The 18,361-nt window shown below is 36.8% G+C and carries 18 protein-coding genes and 1 riboswitch; of the genes, 8 read left to right on the forward strand and 10 right to left on the reverse strand.

Annotated elements, in window-relative coordinates; all coding sequences use genetic code 11:
* Nucleotides 1–59 precede the first annotated feature (59 nt).
* Together nrdB and ACFFHK_RS02025 are read left to right on the forward strand one after the other, a co-directional pair.
* The gene (nrdB, locus tag ACFFHK_RS02020; protein WP_382368532.1) at nt 60–1,190 is read left to right on the forward strand and encodes a class Ia ribonucleoside-diphosphate reductase subunit beta; all 1,131 of its coding nucleotides are present in this window, start codon (nt 60–62) and stop codon (nt 1,188–1,190) included.
* Between the two features lie 185 nt (nt 1,191–1,375).
* Nucleotides 1,376–1,642, forward strand: coding sequence for a DUF5339 family protein (locus tag ACFFHK_RS02025; protein ID WP_382368535.1), 267 nt, complete (start codon nt 1,376–1,378; stop codon nt 1,640–1,642).
* A 251-nt stretch (nt 1,643–1,893) separates the two neighbouring features.
* Here ACFFHK_RS02025 and pta read toward each other — a convergent pair whose 3' ends face one another.
* On the reverse strand, nt 1,894–4,032 hold the full coding sequence (gene pta / locus ACFFHK_RS02030) for a phosphate acetyltransferase (protein ID WP_382368538.1): 2,139 nt from the start codon (nt 4,030–4,032) through the stop codon (nt 1,894–1,896).
* Between the two features lie 64 nt (nt 4,033–4,096).
* Nucleotides 4,097–5,305 carry an acetate kinase gene (locus tag ACFFHK_RS02035; RefSeq protein WP_382368541.1) on the reverse strand — a complete coding sequence of 403 codons (1,209 nt, stop codon included), beginning with the start codon at nt 5,303–5,305 and terminating at the stop codon, nt 4,097–4,099.
* A gap of 194 nt (nt 5,306–5,499) precedes the next feature.
* Between ACFFHK_RS02035 and yfbV the strand changes: the two genes are divergently transcribed.
* Nucleotides 5,500–5,946, forward strand: a complete 447-nt coding sequence (gene yfbV, locus ACFFHK_RS02040) for a terminus macrodomain insulation protein YfbV (RefSeq protein ID WP_382368544.1) — start codon at nt 5,500–5,502, stop codon at nt 5,944–5,946.
* A 21-nt stretch (nt 5,947–5,967) separates the two neighbouring features.
* Here yfbV and moaE read toward each other — a convergent pair whose 3' ends face one another.
* The 5 genes from moaE to topA form a co-directional block, all read right to left on the reverse strand.
* Nucleotides 5,968–6,435, reverse strand: coding sequence for a molybdopterin synthase catalytic subunit MoaE (gene moaE, locus ACFFHK_RS02045; RefSeq protein WP_382368547.1), 468 nt, complete (start codon nt 6,433–6,435; stop codon nt 5,968–5,970).
* A 1-nt stretch (nt 6,436) separates the two neighbouring features.
* Nucleotides 6,437–6,682, reverse strand: a complete 246-nt coding sequence (gene moaD, locus ACFFHK_RS02050) for a molybdopterin synthase sulfur carrier subunit (RefSeq protein ID WP_382368550.1) — start codon at nt 6,680–6,682, stop codon at nt 6,437–6,439.
* 2 nt (nt 6,683–6,684) lie between these two features.
* Complete coding sequence (gene moaC, locus ACFFHK_RS02055; protein ID WP_382368553.1) at nt 6,685–7,161, reverse strand: cyclic pyranopterin monophosphate synthase MoaC; 477 nt, start codon at nt 7,159–7,161, stop codon at nt 6,685–6,687.
* A gap of 17 nt (nt 7,162–7,178) precedes the next feature.
* Nucleotides 7,179–8,192 (reverse strand): GTP 3',8-cyclase MoaA, encoded by a 1,014-nt coding sequence (moaA, locus tag ACFFHK_RS02060; protein WP_382368556.1) that lies wholly within the window; start codon nt 8,190–8,192, stop codon nt 7,179–7,181.
* Nucleotides 8,180–8,321, reverse strand: a riboswitch (molybdenum cofactor riboswitch). (Overlaps the previous gene by 13 nt.)
* Before the next feature lie 66 nt (nt 8,322–8,387).
* On the reverse strand, nt 8,388–10,994 hold the full coding sequence (topA, locus tag ACFFHK_RS02065; RefSeq protein ID WP_382368559.1) for a type I DNA topoisomerase: 2,607 nt from the start codon (nt 10,992–10,994) through the stop codon (nt 8,388–8,390).
* Nucleotides 10,995–11,275: 281 nt separating this feature from the next.
* Between topA and folM the strand changes: the two genes are divergently transcribed.
* From folM to ftnA (ACFFHK_RS02080), 3 genes are all read left to right on the forward strand, one after another.
* Nucleotides 11,276–12,001: a dihydromonapterin reductase gene (gene folM / locus ACFFHK_RS02070; protein ID WP_382368562.1), complete on the forward strand. Its 726-nt coding sequence runs from the start codon at nt 11,276–11,278 to the stop codon at nt 11,999–12,001.
* Between the two features lie 173 nt (nt 12,002–12,174).
* Nucleotides 12,175–12,660, forward strand: a complete 486-nt coding sequence (gene ftnA / locus ACFFHK_RS02075) for a non-heme ferritin (RefSeq protein ID WP_382368565.1) — start codon at nt 12,175–12,177, stop codon at nt 12,658–12,660.
* 23 nt (nt 12,661–12,683) lie between these two features.
* Nucleotides 12,684–13,178: a non-heme ferritin gene (gene ftnA, locus ACFFHK_RS02080; RefSeq protein ID WP_382368568.1), complete on the forward strand. Its 495-nt coding sequence runs from the start codon at nt 12,684–12,686 to the stop codon at nt 13,176–13,178.
* A 100-nt stretch (nt 13,179–13,278) separates the two neighbouring features.
* On the opposite strand, the gene ACFFHK_RS02085 is transcribed toward ftnA (ACFFHK_RS02080), so the two are convergent.
* A complete protein-coding gene (locus ACFFHK_RS02085; protein WP_382368571.1) occupies nt 13,279–13,434 on the reverse strand; it encodes a hypothetical protein in 156 nt (51 codons plus the stop codon).
* 140 nt (nt 13,435–13,574) lie between these two features.
* Between ACFFHK_RS02085 and fnr the strand changes: the two genes are divergently transcribed.
* Together fnr and uspE are read left to right on the forward strand one after the other, a co-directional pair.
* Complete coding sequence (gene fnr / locus ACFFHK_RS02090; RefSeq protein WP_382368574.1) at nt 13,575–14,345, forward strand: fumarate/nitrate reduction transcriptional regulator Fnr; 771 nt, start codon at nt 13,575–13,577, stop codon at nt 14,343–14,345.
* 72 nt (nt 14,346–14,417) lie between these two features.
* Nucleotides 14,418–15,356, forward strand: a complete 939-nt coding sequence (gene uspE, locus ACFFHK_RS02095; protein ID WP_382368577.1) for a universal stress protein UspE — start codon at nt 14,418–14,420, stop codon at nt 15,354–15,356.
* A gap of 66 nt (nt 15,357–15,422) precedes the next feature.
* On the opposite strand, the gene ACFFHK_RS02100 is transcribed toward uspE, so the two are convergent.
* Entirely contained in the window at nt 15,423–17,510 is a 2,088-nt protein-coding gene (locus tag ACFFHK_RS02100; RefSeq protein ID WP_382368580.1) for a TonB-dependent siderophore receptor, read from the reverse strand.
* 44 nt (nt 17,511–17,554) lie between these two features.
* On the reverse strand, nt 17,555–18,355 hold the full coding sequence (locus ACFFHK_RS02105) for a DUF4198 domain-containing protein (RefSeq protein WP_382368583.1): 801 nt from the start codon (nt 18,353–18,355) through the stop codon (nt 17,555–17,557).
* Between the last annotated feature and the right edge of the window lie 6 nt (nt 18,356–18,361).

Genomic DNA, 18,361 nt, shown 5'->3' on the forward strand with positions numbered 1-18,361 from the left:
AAAAAAGGTCAGTTATACTGACCTTTTTACTGTATAAATTTACTCTTGAGGAAAAACTGATGGCATATACCACTTTTTCACAAAATAAAAATGATCAACTCAAAGAACCGATGTTTTTTGGGCAAAATGTGAATGTCGCTCGTTATGATCAACAAAAATATGAAACATTTGAAAAATTAATTGAGAAACAGCTTTCTTTCTTCTGGCGCCCAGAAGAAGTCGATGTATCGCAAGATCGCATTGATTATCAAGCCTTACCAGAACATGAAAAGCATATTTTCATCAGTAATTTGAAATATCAAACATTATTAGATTCTATTCAAGGGCGCAGTCCAAATGTAGCATTATTACCTTTAGTTTCAATTCCTGAATTAGAAACTTGGATTGAAACATGGACATTTTCTGAAACAATTCATTCTCGTTCTTATACCCATATTATCCGTAATATTGTGAACGATCCATCGATTGTATTTGATGATATTGTAACCAACCAAGAAATTATCAAACGAGCGCGAGATATTTCCGCTTATTACGATGATTTAATTCGTGATTCACAACTCTACTCGCTTTATGGTGAAGGTACTTATACGGTCGAAGGAAAAGAATATACGGTAACCTTACGTAACCTAAAACGCCAACTTTATCTCTGTCTAATGAGTGTAAACGCACTGGAAGCGATTCGCTTTTATGTGTCATTTGCCTGTTCCTTTGCCTTTGCAGAACGTAAATTGATGGAAGGAAACGCCAAAATCATCAAATTTATTGCCCGAGATGAAGCGTTACATTTGACTGGTACACAACATATCTTAAATATTATGGCGGCAGGACAAGATGATCCAGAAATGGCGGAAATTGTCGAAGAGTGCCAGCAAGAAGCTTATGATCTGTTTGTGGCGGCAGCAGAACAAGAAAAAGAATGGGCTGACTATTTATTCAAAGATGGCTCAATGATTGGCTTAAATAAAGATATTTTATGTCAATACGTTGAATATATTACCAATATTCGTATGCAGGCCGTAGGTTTACCACTACCTTTTGCTACACGTTCTAACCCAATTCCATGGATTAATGCTTGGCTTGTATCGGATAATGTACAAGTGGCACCACAAGAAGTCGAAGTGAGTTCTTATCTTGTTGGACAAATCGATTCAAAAGTTGATGTCGATGATTTTGAAGATTTTAAATTGTAATACTACCTATAGAGCATAAATATTTTATGCTCTATTCCCTATTCCCTACTCTCTTTTCCTATCTCTCTTTGCAAAAATAATTTATTAATAAATATTCCCCCCCCCCACCTCTTTTGTGTTATTATTTTTTCGCCTATATTTTGTAGGCTTGACTTTTAATAAACATTTATTTACAGGAGTTTATAATGAAAACATTATTTATTTCTATCGCTTTATTAGGTGCAGCAATGAGCGCTTCAGCAGCAGATTTAGCCCCATCTTGCCAAAAATATTTTGATGAGTACGAGGGAATGTTAAAAGCAATGCCTGAAGCACAAGCTGCTGCTTATAAGCAACAATATGAAGCTGCAAAACAACAATTTGCTGCATTACCTACTGCTGCACAAGAGCAAACTTGTACACAAGCATTAGATCAATTAAAACAATCTAAAGCTGCAATGGGTATTAAATAATCCTTAATGCCTGTAATAATCCCCTCCCTCAGCATGAAAAAGCTGTTCCTCTAATGAGGGAGGATAATGTCTAAGTAAATGTTATTAATTCTTCTTTTCTTAATACCACTCTTGTTTTTTCTCAGATTAACATCATTATTTTTTATTATTTTAATAAAAACTTTTTACCCATCATTACAAAAGTTTAAAATAAAAAATCAGCCAATATTTGATAATACTGACTGATTTAACGATAAAAAGTTGCGGATTAATTAGTTTTGTGTTGCTTGAATTGCCGTTAATGCAATGGTGTACACAATATCATCAACTAATGCACCACGTGATAAATCATTCACTGGTTTACGCATACCTTGTAGCATTGGTCCAATAGAAATTAAATCTGCTGAACGTTGTACGGCTTTATAAGTGGTATTACCAGTATTTAAATCTGGGAAGATAAATACGGTCGCTTTACCCGCCACAGGTGAATTTGGTGCTTTAGAACGTGCAACATCTTCCATTACCGCCGCGTCATATTGTAATGGACCATCAATAATTAAATCTGGACGTTTTTCTTTCGCTAAACGGGTTGCTTCTTTCACCTTATCAACATCTGCCCCTTTACCAGAAGTGCCTGTTGAGTAAGAAATCATTGCCACACGCGGTTCAATACCAAAGGCTTTTGCTGAGTCGGCAGATTGAATTGCAATTTCAGATAACTCTTCTGCAGTTGGGTTCGGATTAATCGCACAATCACCATATACCAATACTTGATCAGGTAATAACATAAAGAAAATTGATGAAACTAATGAACTACCTGGTGCAGTCTTGATTAATTGCAGTGGCGGACGAATGGTATTTGCAGTGGTGTGTACCGCACCAGAAACCAGTCCATCGACTTCATTTGCTTCTAGCATCATAGTGCCTAGCACTACGGTATCTTCGAGTTGTTCACGAGCTAATACTTCCGTCATTCCTTTGTTTTTACGTAACTCAACTAAACGAGCAACATAATTTTCACGCACATCAGCAGGATTAATAATGGTAATACCTTTACCTAATTGAATACCTTGCGCTTCAGCGACACGCGCCACAACTGTTGGATCTGCTAATAATACACATTCTGCAATACCACGTTCAGCACACAATGCTGCCGCTTTCACCGTACGTGGCTCATCACCCTCTGGCAATACAATCCGTTTTTTCGCATTACGCGCTAATTCTGTTAATTGGAAACGGAATGCTGGTGGTGATAAGCGATGTACTCTTGATGTTGTTTCAATTAATGATTGGATCAACTCTTTATTAAATTGTTGTGCCATATAATCTTTAATTGCTTCAATACGTTCTTTATCATCGATTGGCACTTCAAGATTAAAACTTTGTAGGCTTAATGCAGTTTGCCATGTTGTACCTTCTACGCGGAAAATTGGTAATCCTGTTTCAAAAGCGCGTTCACAAAGTTTGGCAACATGATTTTCTAGACGATAGCCACCAGTTAATAACATTGCGCCTAATTCAATGCCGTTCATTGCAGCTAATGCAATCGCCACAATCACATCTGGACGGTCTGCAGAAGTAACCACTAAATTACCTGGTTTCAAGTGTTCAATGACATGAGGTAAACTTCTGGCACAGAAAGTAATTCCACGGATACGGCGTTGATTAATTTCTCCTTCTCTTAGGATTGATGCACCTAAATGGCGCGCAATATCAATCGCACGGCTTGCAATTAATTCAGGATTCCAGTCAATACAAGCTAATAAACGGATAGGGCTTTGATCAAATAATTTTTGGACTGCTTGCGCATTGACGCGGCTATGTTGGAAAGAGTCAAAAATTTCCGCAAGATCTGGACGAGTGCGACCATTATCATCAGTTGGTGCATTAAATTTATTAATCACTACACCTAATAAATTTGGATTATGTTTACCACCAAACAATGAAGCCGCTGCTTCCACTCGTTCTTTTAATTCTGCTGGCGTATCAGTTGCAGGTGCAGACACTAAGATAATTTCTGCGTCTAATGCCTGAGCAATGCGGTAGTTAATGCTATTAGCGTATGAGTTTTTACGGGTTGGAATTAATCCCTCCACCACCACAATTTCATTATTTCTCGCTAAAATTTGATGACGTTCAACAATCTTTTCCAATAAAACATCAGTTTGGTTTTGCCCGATCATATTTTCCGCTTCACTAAGCATAAACGTTTTTGCGGTATCAATAGTTGGGCTTTGATACAGAATAGAGGTTGTTCTATCTAATGTATCTTCGCCACTAATCGGTTGTGAAATGGGTTTCATAAACCCAATTTTTGCCCCTTTTTGCTCCAAAGCTTGAATCAAACCTAAACTAACACTGGTTAAACCAACACCTGTACTAATCGGAATAAGGATAATTGTTCTAGACATAATCACCTTCTTATTAAGGAATAAAAAAATAAACTGCCGATAGATTTATCGGCAGTCGTAAGAATTATTGTTTGATACAAAGACGTGCTGTATCTTGTGCAATCACAAGTTCTTCATTGGTTGGAATAACCATCACAACAGGCGAGCCATCAGCAGTAATAATGCCTTCCTTACCGAAACGTGCCGCAAGGTTACGCTCATTATTTACTTGATAGCCGAATGCTTTGAGATGTGCTAATGTCAATTCACGAACAAGTGCAGAGTTTTCACCGATTCCGCCAGTAAAGACAATCGCATCTAATGGTTCACTGATTGCTGCCATATAGCTACCAATATATTTCGCTAAACGATAACAATACACATCTAACGCACGTTTTGCCGCCACTTCGGTATCATAGTTATCTTCTGCATAACGGCAATCGCTGGTTACTTCAGTTAAACCAAGTAAACCTGATTTTTTAGTAAGCGTTTGTTCAATCTCGTCCATGCTCATACCTAAGGTATTTGCCATAAAGAAGGTAACAGCTGGGTCAATATCACCACAACGCGTTCCCATTACTAGCCCCTCTAATGGCGTTAATCCCATTGAGGTATCCACACATTTACCATGACGAATCGCAGAAACAGAACCACCATTACCTAAATGGCAAGTAATTACATTGATTTTATCTTCGGCAATATTTAACTGTTTTGCCGCTTCTTTGGTTACATAATAGTGGCTCGTGCCATGCGCACCATAACGACGTACGCCGTGTTCTTTATACATTGAATAAGGTAACGCATAGAGAAATGCTTCTTCAGGAATAGTTTGATGAAATGCGGTATCAAATACAGCAACATTTTTATCTTTTAATTCAGGGAACATTTTGAAAGATTCTTCAATCCCAATTAAATGCGCTGGATTGTGTAATGGTGCAAATTGAATTGCATCACGAATACCCTCAATCACATTCTCATCAATAATCGTTGAAGCTGTGAAACGCTCACCACCGTGTACAATACGATGCCCAATCGCAACAATACTATCCTTAAGAGAGGGATCCAATGGGAAAATATGTTTAACAATAAAATCAAGTGCTTCGCTATGTGCTGCACCTGCACCTAAATCTGCATTTCCTTTTTCACCATGTAATTTCCATTTAATACGTGCATCAGAAAGATGAAATGCTTCAGCTAAACCAGATAACTTCTCTTCTCCAGTTTCAGGATTTAAAATTGCAAATTTTAAAGAAGAACTTCCACAGTTAAGAATAAGAATAAGATTTTGTGTCATTGAAATAACCTATCTCTTGTTGAATGAATAGTAACCTGTTTTGCTTAAACAAGGACCTGTTTTAATTGGCAGATAGGATACACTGTTATGACTAAAAAATAAATTTCCCAACGGAGTAAAAATAAAAAATTTTTTTAATTTTTATAAAAAAAGTGTAAGTTAATACACCTTATTTAAACATTGAAGAACACAATATGCTATTCAAAATAATTCATCAAGGCATACACTATGCCAATGCTTGGAAAAAGATCTCTCGGGTAAAAAAACTGAATATGATTTTTCCTGAACCGCGTATTATTCGCGCAACTTATTTCTCGCAACAATTATTAATGCCTTTATTGCTTTTTACCTTGGCTTGGCAATATTTTGTACTGGGATATTCTGTTGGCAGTATTGCCACAACGTTAATAACAATATTATTTATTATTTCATTACCCTTACAAGGCTTTTACTGGCTAGGTAAACGTTCACAAAAAATATTAAGTACAGCAACATTGCATTGGTATGAAAAAATTTATTATCAACTCTTGATCCACGAAGCATTATTGCCTATGCCTGATAAGCCGACATTCAATGATTTAGTTTTGTTATTACAAAAAGCAGAAAAACGCTTAGAGGCGTCTTTCTGGGAGGAAATTTAACAAATTGATTAGAAGAAAACATTATTTTTGATGATGTTGCCAACGTTCGGCGGCGTGATCATCGCTAACTCGACTTTCTAACCAACGATCACCCTGTTGAGTGGTTTCTTTTTTCCAAAAAGGGGCTTTTGTCTTTAAAAAATCCATAATAAATTCATTTGCTTGATAAGCACTACCACGATGTGCCGAACTTACCGCCACCGCAACAATTTCATCACCCGTATGAAGTTGCCCTACACGATGCACAATATAAATACGTTGTAATTGCCAACGAGCTGCAGCTTGCTCTGCGATTTCTCGTAATGCTTTTTCAGTCATTGCGGGATAGTGTTCTAAATATAAACCAGAAACAGAATCGCCTAGATTCATATCTCGCACTTTACCAATAAATAAAACGGTTGCACCACTCTCTGGTAATGCTGCTGTCCATTGATAAATTTTATTTTGCTCAAACGGTTCCGTTTGCACATGGATCTGGATATCCGTCATATCAACCTCCCGTAACTGGTGGGAAAAAGGCGACCTCATCACCTGATTTTAAAGGCGAGGATAACGGCACCAAATTTTGATTAACGGCAACTAAAATACGCCCTGAATTTAACGCTAATTCCCAGCGTTCACCTCGTTGACTTAATGCTTGACGTAATGCTTCAACATCTTGATATTCAGCTGCTACTGTCAGTTCTGCTTCACCAATCAATTCCCGTGTTTGGGCAAAAAATACAACTTTAATCATCACTACTCTGCCTTAAAATGTCCCGATTTTCCGCCTACTTTTTCTAACAAGCGAATCCCCTCAACCCGCATATCTTTTTGTACAGCCTTACACATATCATAAATTGTTAAAGCTGCCACAGAAGCCGCTGTTAAGGCTTCCATCTCCACCCCAGTTTTAGCGGTTAATTTACAATAGCTTTCAATTCTAATGCGGTTATGTTCTGGTTCTGCTGTTAATGATACTTCAACCTTGCTTAATAAGAGAGGGTGGCAAAGCGGAATGAGTTCCCAAGTTCGTTTGGCTGCTTGAATGCCTGCAATACGTGCAGTAGCAAAGACATCACCTTTATGGTGTTTTCCATCAATAATCATCGCCAATGTTTCTGCTGACATTAACACATACGCTTCGGCTCTCGCCTCGCGTACGGTATCGGCTTTTGCTGAAACATCGACCATATTGGCTTCGCCAGAGTGATTGATATGCGTGAATTGATTCATATGTATTCCATTTGTCATTAACCGCCAATGGAAGCAAGATGATTACGCACACCACTATCTCCTTGATGAAGAAAATGATGCTCACGTTTTCCTTGTAATGCTTCGATTAACTGTTGTTGTAATTCAAATTGTTGATTGTCGTCTTGTAACCATTGACGAATATCGATACCCGCTTCGCCAAATAAACAGAGATGTAATTTGCCTAATGCAGACACTCGGAGACGATTGCAGCTTGCACAAAAATCTTTTTCATACGGCATAATTAAACCAATTTCGCCGACATATTCATGGTGTTTAAAAACTTGGGCAGGTCCATCAGTATGATGCTTAGCTTGTAATTGCCAGCCTGAAGCGAGTAATTTTTGTTTAAGAATGGCGCCTGAAAGGTGATGCTTGGCAAAAAAATGATCCATATCACCTGTTTGCATCAATTCAATAAATCGCATTTGAATTGGTTGATCTTTGATCCAGTGCAAAAAGGTTTCAAAGCCTTGCGCATTTAGATTTTTCATCAAAACAGCATTGACTTTAACTTTGTCATATCCCACTGCAAACGCACGTTCAATACCTTGTAGAATTTCAATCAATTTATTTTCACCAGTAATTAACTGAAATAAGCGAGGATCTAAGCTATCAATACTGACATTAATCGAATCAACGCCAGCAGCTCTCCAATCCGCGACATCTTTTGCCATACGATAACCATTGGTCGTTAATGCAATCTTCTTGATACGGGGTTGTTTACGAATAGCTTCGACAATCGCTAAGAAATCCTTACGTAAAGTAGGCTCACCACCTGTAATACGTACTTTTTCCGTACCTAATTGAGCAAATGCACGTACTAAACGTTCTATCTCCATAACACTTAAAAAGCGCTGTTTATGGCTAGGTGGTTGGTATCCATCTGGTAAGCAGTAATTACATTTAAAATTGCAAACATCTGTAATGGAAAGACGAAGATAAAAATATTGCCGATTAAAATTATCAATTAATCGATCTTCTGAGGATATAACTTGGCTATATGATTGCATAAACACCTTTCTAAATACGAGGGGATAGACCGTTTCCAATCTATCCGTGAAACACTGTTATGTGTTTGGCATAGCCACCATATTAAAAAATTTCAACTTAGGTAAACTAGCTCGGAGTATGCTAAAAAACTAGATTGTAGAAGTTCAATAAAAGCGTTGCAATAACCTATTGATGTTATTCAATAGGTTATTCCTTTATTTTTTGCGCTCAACCCATTTACCGTCAAGATAATCCACAATCCATTTTGTTGCTTTGCCCTCTTTTTCAGAATTTACATATTGACGTTTTTCTTTACGACTAAAACGGATTACGGCTGGATTACCGTCAGGATCTTGTTGCGGTGCATCAGCTAAATATTGTAATTTTTCTGGCAAACGTTCCCGATATTGTGCTAATTCAGCGACTTTTGCTGGGCGAGTTTCACGAGATTTCGGGAAATTATGTGCTGACATAAACACCCCACTCGCACCATCACGCAACACAAAATACGCCTCTGAATGTTCACATTTTAATTCTGGGAAATGAATCGGATCTTCTTTTGGTGGTGCGACTTCCCCATTTTTCAAAATTTTACGAGTATTATCACATTGTGTACACGCCATATACTTCCCAAAACGCCCTAATTTAAGATGCATATCAGCGCCACATTTATCGCACTCCACCACAGGACCATCATAGCCTTTAATCTTAAATTGTCCCTCTTCGACCAAATACCCATCACAGTTTGGATTATTCCCACATATATGTAATTTGCGATGTGCATCAAGCAAATAGCTATCCATGGCAGTACCACATTTCGGACAACGTTTACGCTCCATTAATGCCTTAGTTTCCGAATTATCATCTAACACATTTAATAATTCTGCTTCAGGGATCAGATTTAATGTTGTTTTGCAACGCTCTTTTGGTGGTAGCGCATATCCTGTACAGCCTAAAAAGACCCCTGTACTCGCCGTTCGAATTGCCATTGGACGCCCACAAGTCGGGCATGGAATATTGGTTTCTACCAAGTGATTTAACTTCATTCCTCCCTCAAGTTCATCTAATTCTGCTTGAGAAAGTTGAGTCGAAAAATCTTTAAAGAATTGATTTAACTGTTGTTTCCAATCTGCTTTACCTTCGGCAATTTGGTCTAACACATCTTCCATATTGGCGGTAAAGTCATAACTCATTAAATCTGCAAATGATTCATTTAGGCGATCAGTTACAATTTCGCCCATTTTTTCTGCATAAAAACGGCGGTTTTCCGTACGCACATAACCCCGTTCCTGGATAGTCGAAATAATAGAAGCATACGTTGACGGACGACCAATCCCTCGTTTTTCTAACTCTTTCACCAACGCTGCTTCGGTATAACGTGCAGGCGGTTTAGTAAAATGTTGACTTGGATTCACTGCAACGAGTTGCAATGTTTCCCCCTGTTTGACTTCTGGCAACACACGATCTTCTGCACTCTTACTCATTGGTGGCAGCACTTTCGTCCAACCATCAAAACGTAATACACGCCCTTTTACTTTCAACGTATAATCCGCCGCAGTCGCCGTTAATGTCGTTGAATCATAATTAGCGGCAGTCATTTGACACGCCAAAAATTGACGCCAAATTAAATCGTATAAACGAATAGCGTCTTTTTCCATGCCTTGTAAATCATCGGCTGTTAAATTGATGTCTGATGGGCGAATAGCCTCGTGCGCTTCTTGTGCATTCTCTTTACTGGAATAGAAATTTGGTTTTTCAGGCAAATAAGCTGCACTAAAATTTGTAGAAATATAATTGCGAGCCATTGCTAATGCGTCTTGACTCAAATTAGTTGAATCGGTACGCATATAAGTAATGTAACCCGCTTCATAAAGACGTTGCGCTAATAGCATCGTCTTTTTCACCCCAAAACCTAAACGAGTACTTGCAGTTTGCTGTAATGTCGAGGTGATAAATGGGGCTTTTGCACGAGATTGGGTTGGTTTAGTTTCGACTTCTGTTACAACGTAATGCGCTTTTTCTAATTTTGCAACCGCTTGTTTTGCCGTATGTTCATCGCTAATTTGTAAGCTTTTACCTTGATAATGCGTAACCGCAAAAGGTAAAGATTGCTGTGCGCTATTTTGTGTATCTACCGCAATTTCCCAATACTCTTTAGGTTGGAAAGCTTTAATTTCACGTTCACGCTCAACCAAAAGTTTTACCGCAACGGATTGTACCCGCCCCGCCGATAGACCGCGCGCCACTTTTTTCCATAACAATGGAGAGACCATAAACCCAACAACCCGATCAAGAAAACGACGAGTTTGTTGCGCATTCACACGATCCATATTGAGTTGTTCGGGTTTACTAAATGCTTGGGTAATCGCATTTTTCGTAATCTCATTAAACACGACACGGCTAAAACGTTCATCTTCTCCACCAATCACTTCTCGCAAATGCCATGCAATCGCTTCTCCCTCTCTATCCAAATCGGTTGCGAGATAAATATGATCGGATTTTTTCGCTAGCGCTTTAAGATCAACAACGACTTTTTCTTTATCAGGGAGAATTTGATAATTTGCTTGCCAATGATGATAGGGATCTATCCCCATTCTTTTCACTAATGCATCATGTTCTTTTTTCTGCTTGATTTTGGCTTTCTCTTCCGCACTTAATCCTTTGGTGGAAATCGCTTTCGCTTTTTCGCCTGTCGCACTGCCAGACGTAGGTAAATCACGAATATGACCTACACTAGACTTAACGACATAATTACTACCTAAATATTTATTGATGGTCTTGGCTTTTGCTGGTGATTCAACAATAACTAATGACTTACCCATAATTAAACCTGATTTGTTCTTTCTTCTATATAAAAATAAAAAATGTCAGTATTTTTGAGCTTCATCTCAGCTTAATCTATAAGATATTGTATTAAATAATGTATTTGATGAGTATTGCGATGAAGTTCAAAGGAAAATTTTAGTTGGCAACAATAACAGTAAAAATCCAAGATAACAAGATGAAGAAAAACAAAATGATGAAAGTTACACAGCAATTCAACAAAAAATAGGAATTTCTGCTAGGATAATGTGCAATTAATCCTTAATAAAAAGAATGTATTATGAAAAACGTCATTATTATTACAGGTGCAGGGCGTAGAATTGGGTTGGCACTGGCGCAAACTTTCGCAATGCGTGGTGAGAATTTACTTATCTCTTATCGTCAACATTACCCTGAAGTAGATCAACTGCCCGCCAATGTTAGCAAAGTTTATGCGGATTTCTCTACTCTCGAAGGTATCGAAGCTTTTATTCAGCAAGTGAAATCACAATGTCAATCACTGCGTGCAATTATCCATAATGCTTCTGATTGGCAAGCTGAACAAGAAAATAGTACCCTGCAACAAGATCATCAACTGTTCCAACAAATGTTACATATTCATGCTGAACTGCCTTATCTACTAAATCGTCATTTAGTTGAGTTGCTACAAAACTATGCACAAGAAACGCAACGTCCTGCTGATATTTTGCATTTAACTGATTTTGTTGCCTTAAAAGGGAGTCAAAAACATTTAGCTTATGCCGCTAGTAAAGCAGCGTTAGAAAATTTAACCCTCTCCTTTGCCGCTAAATATGCGCCATTGATTAAAGTAAATACCATTGCCCCCGTATTGATTGCTTTTCATGATCATGATGCAGAAGAATATCGAAAAAAAGCCATACAAAAATCAGTGATGCAAAAAGTCGGCGGATATACAGAAATCGTTAAAGCCGTTGATTATCTTTTATCTAGTGAATATATTACTGGTGAAACATTACAAATTACTGGTGGACGGCATTTAAAATAATATTAATTCTTATTTAATTAGTATTATTTTAAATAAAATGAGAGTTATTCTTTTTTAATTTCTAAATAAAAATTATTCCTATTGTTTTATCTGATAATATTTAAAAAATTGTTTTATTTTTGTTGAATAACTCGTTAAAATTCGCCTGAATTATTTATAAGAGGATATTATTTATGTTAACACCAGCAATGATTGATAAATTAAATCAACAAATTAATTTAGAATTTTATTCTTCTAATCTTTATTTACAGATGAGTGCATGGTGCAATGAGCACGGTTATGAAGGAGCCAGTGCATTTTTACTTCGCCATGCAGACGAAGAGTTACAACATATGCAAAAATTATTTGCTTATGTGAGTGAAACAGGCGCTTTACCTATTTTAGGTGAAATTGAGGCACCACAACATGACTTCCAATCATTAAAACAGCTTTTTGAAGTTGTTTTAGAACATGAAAAATTCATCACGCAAAAAATTAATCAATTAGTTGACGTAAGTTTTACTGAAAAAGATTATTCTACTTTTAATTTTCTCCAATGGTATGTAGCTGAACAACACGAAGAAGAAACCTTATTTAAACGCATTTTGGCAAAATTTACGCTTGTAGGTGAAGATCAACGTGGTCTTTATTTTGTGGATAAAGAACTTGCTGCACTTTAATTAGAATAAAAGGAGAAATAATTATGTTATCAACAAAAATTGTCGATATGCTCAATGCACAAATGAATTTAGAATTTTATTCTTCTAATCTCTATCTACAAATGAGTGCTTGGTGTACTTATCACGGGTTTGAGGGTGCGGCAAAATTCTTACATCAACACGCAGATGAAGAGTTACAACATATGCGTAAATTATTTACGTACCTGAATGAAACTGGTTCAACAACTCGCTTAGAAAAAATCAATGCTGTACCCCATGAATTTAATGGTTTAAAAGATGTATTTGAGTTAGCTTACCAACACGAAAAACATATAACGGCAAAAATTAATGAATTAGTTTCAGCAACATTTGACGAAAAAGATTACTCAACATTTAATTTCCTACAATGGTATGTGGCTGAACAACATCAAGAAGAAACGTTATTTAATAGCTTCTTAGATAAACTGAACTTATTAGGCACAGATCAACGTGGACTTTATCATTTTGATAAAGATGCATCTTCTACCAATGTAAAATAATTATTTTTCAACACAAAATAATAACAGAAACCCTCTCCAGATATTGAAGAGGGTTTTTATTTACTTGTTTACCTAGCATCATAAAAATATAACTAATTTCTTATACTTTTGAAGATAAAATAAGAATATTTGCTTGTTTTTCAATAGATGGTTGTTTTTGATAATGACAACTACGATAAAAAAATGCACTCAATAAAATCGCCATCATGACTAAAATTTGCATTAGTCGTTTTTTCGTTAACTTTTCTGCTGCCATACGTTAAGTTTTACCTCAAAAGATGTATTTTATTCTTCTTAATAAATTTCTTTTATGATACCATTTATTGCGTTAGATCAAAAATTTTAGATAGATAATGTAATCCATCTGTTACATTATTTCTGTACGAGGTTTTATAGATGAAAGGATTAGTTGAAAGCCGTGTTGGTCGTAGAGTTCAATCGGGAGGCTGTGCCATTCACTGCCAAGATTGCAGTATTAGTCAATTATGTATTCCATTCACCCTTAATGAGCATGAACTTGATCAATTAGATAACATTATTGAACGTAAAAAACCGATCCAAAAATCTCAAATTCTTTTTAAAGCGGGCGATGAATTAAAATCTTTATATGCGATTCGTTCAGGAACCATCAAAACCTATACAATTAGTGAAAGTGGTGAAGAACAAATTACCTCATTCCACTTACCTGGTGATTTAGTCGGTTTCGACGCAATTCATAGTATGCACCACCCAAGCTTTGCCCAAGCATTAGAAACCTCAATGGTTTGTGAAATTCCTTATGATATTTTGGACGATTTGGCGGGTAAAATGCCAAAATTACGTCAACAAATTATCCGTTTAATGAGTAATGAAATTCTTAGCGATCAAGAGATGATCCTACTACTCTCCAAAATGAATGCAGAAGAAAAACTGGCTGCATTTATTTATAACCTTTCAAAACGTTATTCTGCACGTGGCTTCTCGGCGCGTGAATTCCGTTTAACTATGACCCGCGGCGATATTGGTAATTATTTAGGGTTAACCGTAGAAACTATCAGTCGTCTGCTTGGTCGCTTCCAAAAAACAGGTATGTTATCTGTTCAAGGCAAATATATTACAATTAATGATATGCCTGCATTAGTCGATCTTGCGGGTTCAACTAAAGTTAAATTAAGATTGACAATCTAATTAACTCCGTAATAACTTGCTTTCACTCTTGACCTCCTTATAATAAAAGAAAACTTAGATAAGGAGGTTTTTATGTATTTCAATAATATCCTTGTAGTGATTGATCCTGAAAATCAAAAACAAGCAGCCTTAGAGCGTGCTTTACACCTCATCAAACAACAAAATAGTTCACAACCAGTTACTCTTACTGCTTTTCTTTCTATTTATGATCTCTCTTATGCTGTCAGCGTTACTCATTCCTCAACAGAACGTGAAGAAATGATTACCGCCATCATCGAAGATAAAAAAGTTTGGTTAGCAGAATGTCTTAAAGAATATGATTTACAAAATATTCAAGTAAAAACGACCATTATTTGGGAAAGTAACGAAGCAGAAGCCATCGAAAAAGAAATTGTGAAGCATCATCACGATCTCGTTGTTAAATTTACTCGCCAAGAAGACGACTTTTCCTCACTCATTTTTACGCCTACCGATTGGCAATTATTACGTAAATCATCTTGTCCAATTCTGATGGTTAAAAATGGTGATTGGCAACATCAACGCCGTATTTTAGTCGCAGTAAATGTCTCAGATGATGAACCATACCATGATGATTTCAATAAACAGTTAGTTGGATTAAGTATGAGTTTGGCACAAAGCTTAGATCGAGGCAATATTCACCTTGTTTCGGCCTACCCGACGGCGCCTGTCGGCATTACGCTTGATTTACCTGAATTTAGTGTGCCTGATTATGGTAATAGCATTCGTGGGCAACATCTAATCAATATGAAAGCGTTACGCCAACATTTTGCTATTGATGAAGATCATACGCATGTCTATGAGGGGTTACCAGAAGAGGTAATTCCTCGTGTGGCGCAAGAAATTGGTGCGGAATTAGTCGTTCTCGGCACAATCGGACGCACAGGACTTTCTGCGGTATTATTAGGTAATACTGCTGAACACGTTATCAGTCATTTAAACTGTAATTTATTAGCAATTAAACCCGCAAAAAATATCTCATCAGAAACCTAATTTCTCTTAAAAAAACGAAAAGGTCTAGCGATGGCTAGACCTTTAGTTTATTCGTATTTATCTCTTTTAGAATTTATAACTAATGGAAGCATTAATATTGCGTTCTGAACCATAGTAACAATAGTAATCACAACCAGCGAGATAACGGCGGTTACCTACATTTTCTACATTAAGTTGCGTACTCCAATTTGGCGTAAATTGATAACGAGCCATTAAATCCACTAATGTTGTTGATGGCACTTCTCTACCCGAATAGAGTGAGCCTTGTGCTGTTACACTCTTACCAATATAACGCACACCTGCACCTAAGGTTAAGCCACTTAAAATACCCTTATCAAAGGTATAATCTGTTTTTGCAGCAACAGTATGTTTCGGTAATAATGGATTGCGTACATCACCTGTATTGGTACGAGTAATCGATTTAAGGTAAGTATAAGCTAAACTAACATTCCAATTTTGTAGCACATTCACATCTGCTTGTACTTCAATTCCTTTACGATAAACAGGATCTTTATTACTTTCTGTTGCTCCTACACCATTAGAAACTAATGCACCTTTATCTTTGGCTCTAAATCCAGCAACAGTAATCGAACCATCTAACCAACTAGGTAAATATTTAATTCCTGCTTCATATTGGTGTGTAATATTAGGATCATATAATTTTTGATTACCACTCAATCCTGTTGGTAAATTAAATGACTCGCTATAACTTAAATAAGGATTTAAGCCAAATGGCATCTCATACATTAATGAACCAGAATAAGAGGTGTAATTATTTTTAACTGTTTGCGTAGAAGTATATTCATCTTGTTTAGCTCGATCATGGCGTATACCAAGGTTTAATACCACCGTATCAAAGAAACGACTCTGATTTTGTAAATAAAGTCCTAATTGGCGAGCCGTAATCGTTGTATATGGCGCTGAACTTACATTCTGATTTTGGTTATAGCCTGAATGGACATTAAAGACATTGGTGTTACTCGTATTACCAAACAAAGTATAAAGTGCATTCACTTTTTGATGACGATAATCCACTCCCACACTTACTGTATTTTTAAACCAATCTTGCTCAAACTGCCAGTTGATATGATTATCTAAACTATGGCTCCTCGAAATACCATTGTTATAAACAACACCCCTCGCTAATACATAACCAACAGCACTAGGGGCAAGTGGCGACCAATCAGGATTATATGCTGAAGGATAGGCATAAGAACCACGATGATAATTATTCACATAACTATAACGATAACTACTATGTAGACTTAATCCATGATCAAATTTGTGGCTCAATTCATAGCCAATATTATACTGACGGTTATATTCTCTATCATTAATTGGATCTCCTAAATTAGTGGAACGACTGATATATTCTCCATTAGGAAATGCCACTAAACTTCCCTCTTGTGGTAAGAAGTTTGAACTAGGAATCCCTTTATCAAATTGATAACTGGTTAATAAAGTTAAACGAGTACGATCACTGATGTCCCACTCTACTGTTGGCGCAATATAGAAAGTGCTATTTTTAGTTCCTTCCCATTGTCCATCTTTTGCACCATATGAACTTACTAAGCGATAACGTAAACTTTCATCACCATTGATAGCGCCTGTATAATCTGCCGCAAAACCATATTGGGTATTATTGCCAATATTCAGTTTGAACTCACCTTTACCAATCTGTTCTTTATGCGGACGCTTAGTTACATAATTTATTAAACCACCAGATTTCGCAGCACCAAAAGTCATTGCGTCCGCTCCTTTGGTGATCTCTATCGCTTCTACAGCAAAAGTATTAGTATAAGGGGTAAAGAAACCATAACTAAACAAAGGTAAACCATCGATTGCTTGTGTAACTTCTGTTCCTCTCACTCTAAACCAGTTAGTATTGGTATCTTCACCAAATACTTGATTTTGGAAACCAGATTGATAACGACCGATTTCGTCCATTTTGCTAATATTTTGCTGATCAAGCTGTTCACGAGTAATCGCTACTGCTGATTTTGCCTGATAAACAGGAACTTCTCCCATACGGTACATTGAACCAGCAACAACATCAATCGCTTCCAACTCCTGCGTTTCTTCTGCCATTGCTGGATTTATTGATAAGCACAATGCCGTTGATAATAACGATAATTTAAATATTTTCTTTTGCATAAAAGTTCCTTAGATTACTTAAAAAGTGAATAAAATTTAATGAATTATTTTGCATTGACGCTAAAGGTATAGGTGCTATATAACTTACGTTTTTGGCAAATCTTTTGATCAGGATATGGCATTTCATAAGTCGCTTTAATCTTCCATGTTCCCGCTAACGCTGGAATAACATTAATCTTGCCTTGTGCGTCTGTTTTGCCAGAAAAAGCTTGAGGTTCACGATGATCATAAACTGCTTTTTCATCTAATTTAGTAAATTCATTGGTAGTACCAATTACCACCACCTCTTTTGCTGGCTCGCCGTTATAGAGCACTTGAAAAGGCACCGCTTCTAAAGGACGAATATCCGTAGGATCAACTAATGGCACAATTTCTAATGGTAAGCCGACTGGAGTAATCGCAAAATCACTGACCTCAATACCAGTATTAATATAGGTTGTCGCAAACATACTTGATTCTTCACAATACTCTGCATCTTGCATTTGTACGAGATTTTCACGTTGCCACCCTTTTGCATTTTTTGACCAAAATGTTGGTTTATAGCTACCAGAAATCTTATATTCACTTGCAGATAAGTTCTCTTTAGTTACGTAATGATAGTTCTTACCTTGCTGCGTTAAAGTTTCTTTACTCCCATCAACCTTATGTAATACCAATGGATCAAGAATATTGAGTCGGCTTTCCGCAATAGGCTCACCTAATGGAAAACGATCACCATATCCTAATACCGCTTGTAACGGTTTATCAGTCATAACTTGTTGCCCATAAGCCCAAAGATCATGTGCTTGAGCAGCAAATGAGAGCGATACGCTGCAAAATAGACTAATTAAATGAAATTTTTTCATCACTGA

The sequence above is a fragment of the Gallibacterium trehalosifermentans genome, from assembly GCF_042433055.1.
Lineage (GTDB): Bacteria > Pseudomonadota > Gammaproteobacteria > Enterobacterales > Pasteurellaceae > Gallibacterium > Gallibacterium trehalosifermentans.

Coding starts and splice junctions, on each gene's coding strand:
- moaA (WP_382368556.1), bottom strand. CDS start 8,192: ATGCAATCATATAGCCAAGTTATATCCTCAGAAGATCGATTAATTGAT.
- moaD (WP_382368550.1), bottom strand. CDS start 6,682: ATGATTAAAGTTGTATTTTTTGCCCAAACACGGGAATTGATTGGTGAA.
- topA (WP_382368559.1), bottom strand. CDS start 10,994: ATGGGTAAGTCATTAGTTATTGTTGAATCACCAGCAAAAGCCAAGACC.
- folM (WP_382368562.1), top strand. CDS start 11,276: ATGAAAAACGTCATTATTATTACAGGTGCAGGGCGTAGAATTGGGTTG.
- ACFFHK_RS02100 (WP_382368580.1), bottom strand. CDS start 17,510: ATGCAAAAGAAAATATTTAAATTATCGTTATTATCAACGGCATTGTGC.
- ACFFHK_RS02035 (WP_382368541.1), bottom strand. CDS start 5,305: ATGACACAAAATCTTATTCTTATTCTTAACTGTGGAAGTTCTTCTTTA.
- nrdB (WP_382368532.1), top strand. CDS start 60: ATGGCATATACCACTTTTTCACAAAATAAAAATGATCAACTCAAAGAA.
- ftnA (WP_382368568.1), top strand. CDS start 12,684: ATGTTATCAACAAAAATTGTCGATATGCTCAATGCACAAATGAATTTA.
- ACFFHK_RS02105 (WP_382368583.1), bottom strand. CDS start 18,355: ATGAAAAAATTTCATTTAATTAGTCTATTTTGCAGCGTATCGCTCTCA.
- ACFFHK_RS02085 (WP_382368571.1), bottom strand. CDS start 13,434: ATGGCAGCAGAAAAGTTAACGAAAAAACGACTAATGCAAATTTTAGTC.
- ACFFHK_RS02025 (WP_382368535.1), top strand. CDS start 1,376: ATGAAAACATTATTTATTTCTATCGCTTTATTAGGTGCAGCAATGAGC.
- moaC (WP_382368553.1), bottom strand. CDS start 7,161: ATGAATCAATTCACGCATATCAATCACTCTGGCGAAGCCAATATGGTC.
- moaE (WP_382368547.1), bottom strand. CDS start 6,435: ATGACGGATATCCAGATCCATGTGCAAACGGAACCGTTTGAGCAAAAT.
- fnr (WP_382368574.1), top strand. CDS start 13,575: ATGAAAGGATTAGTTGAAAGCCGTGTTGGTCGTAGAGTTCAATCGGGA.
- yfbV (WP_382368544.1), top strand. CDS start 5,500: ATGCTATTCAAAATAATTCATCAAGGCATACACTATGCCAATGCTTGG.
- pta (WP_382368538.1), bottom strand. CDS start 4,032: ATGTCTAGAACAATTATCCTTATTCCGATTAGTACAGGTGTTGGTTTA.
- uspE (WP_382368577.1), top strand. CDS start 14,418: ATGTATTTCAATAATATCCTTGTAGTGATTGATCCTGAAAATCAAAAA.
- ftnA (WP_382368565.1), top strand. CDS start 12,175: ATGTTAACACCAGCAATGATTGATAAATTAAATCAACAAATTAATTTA.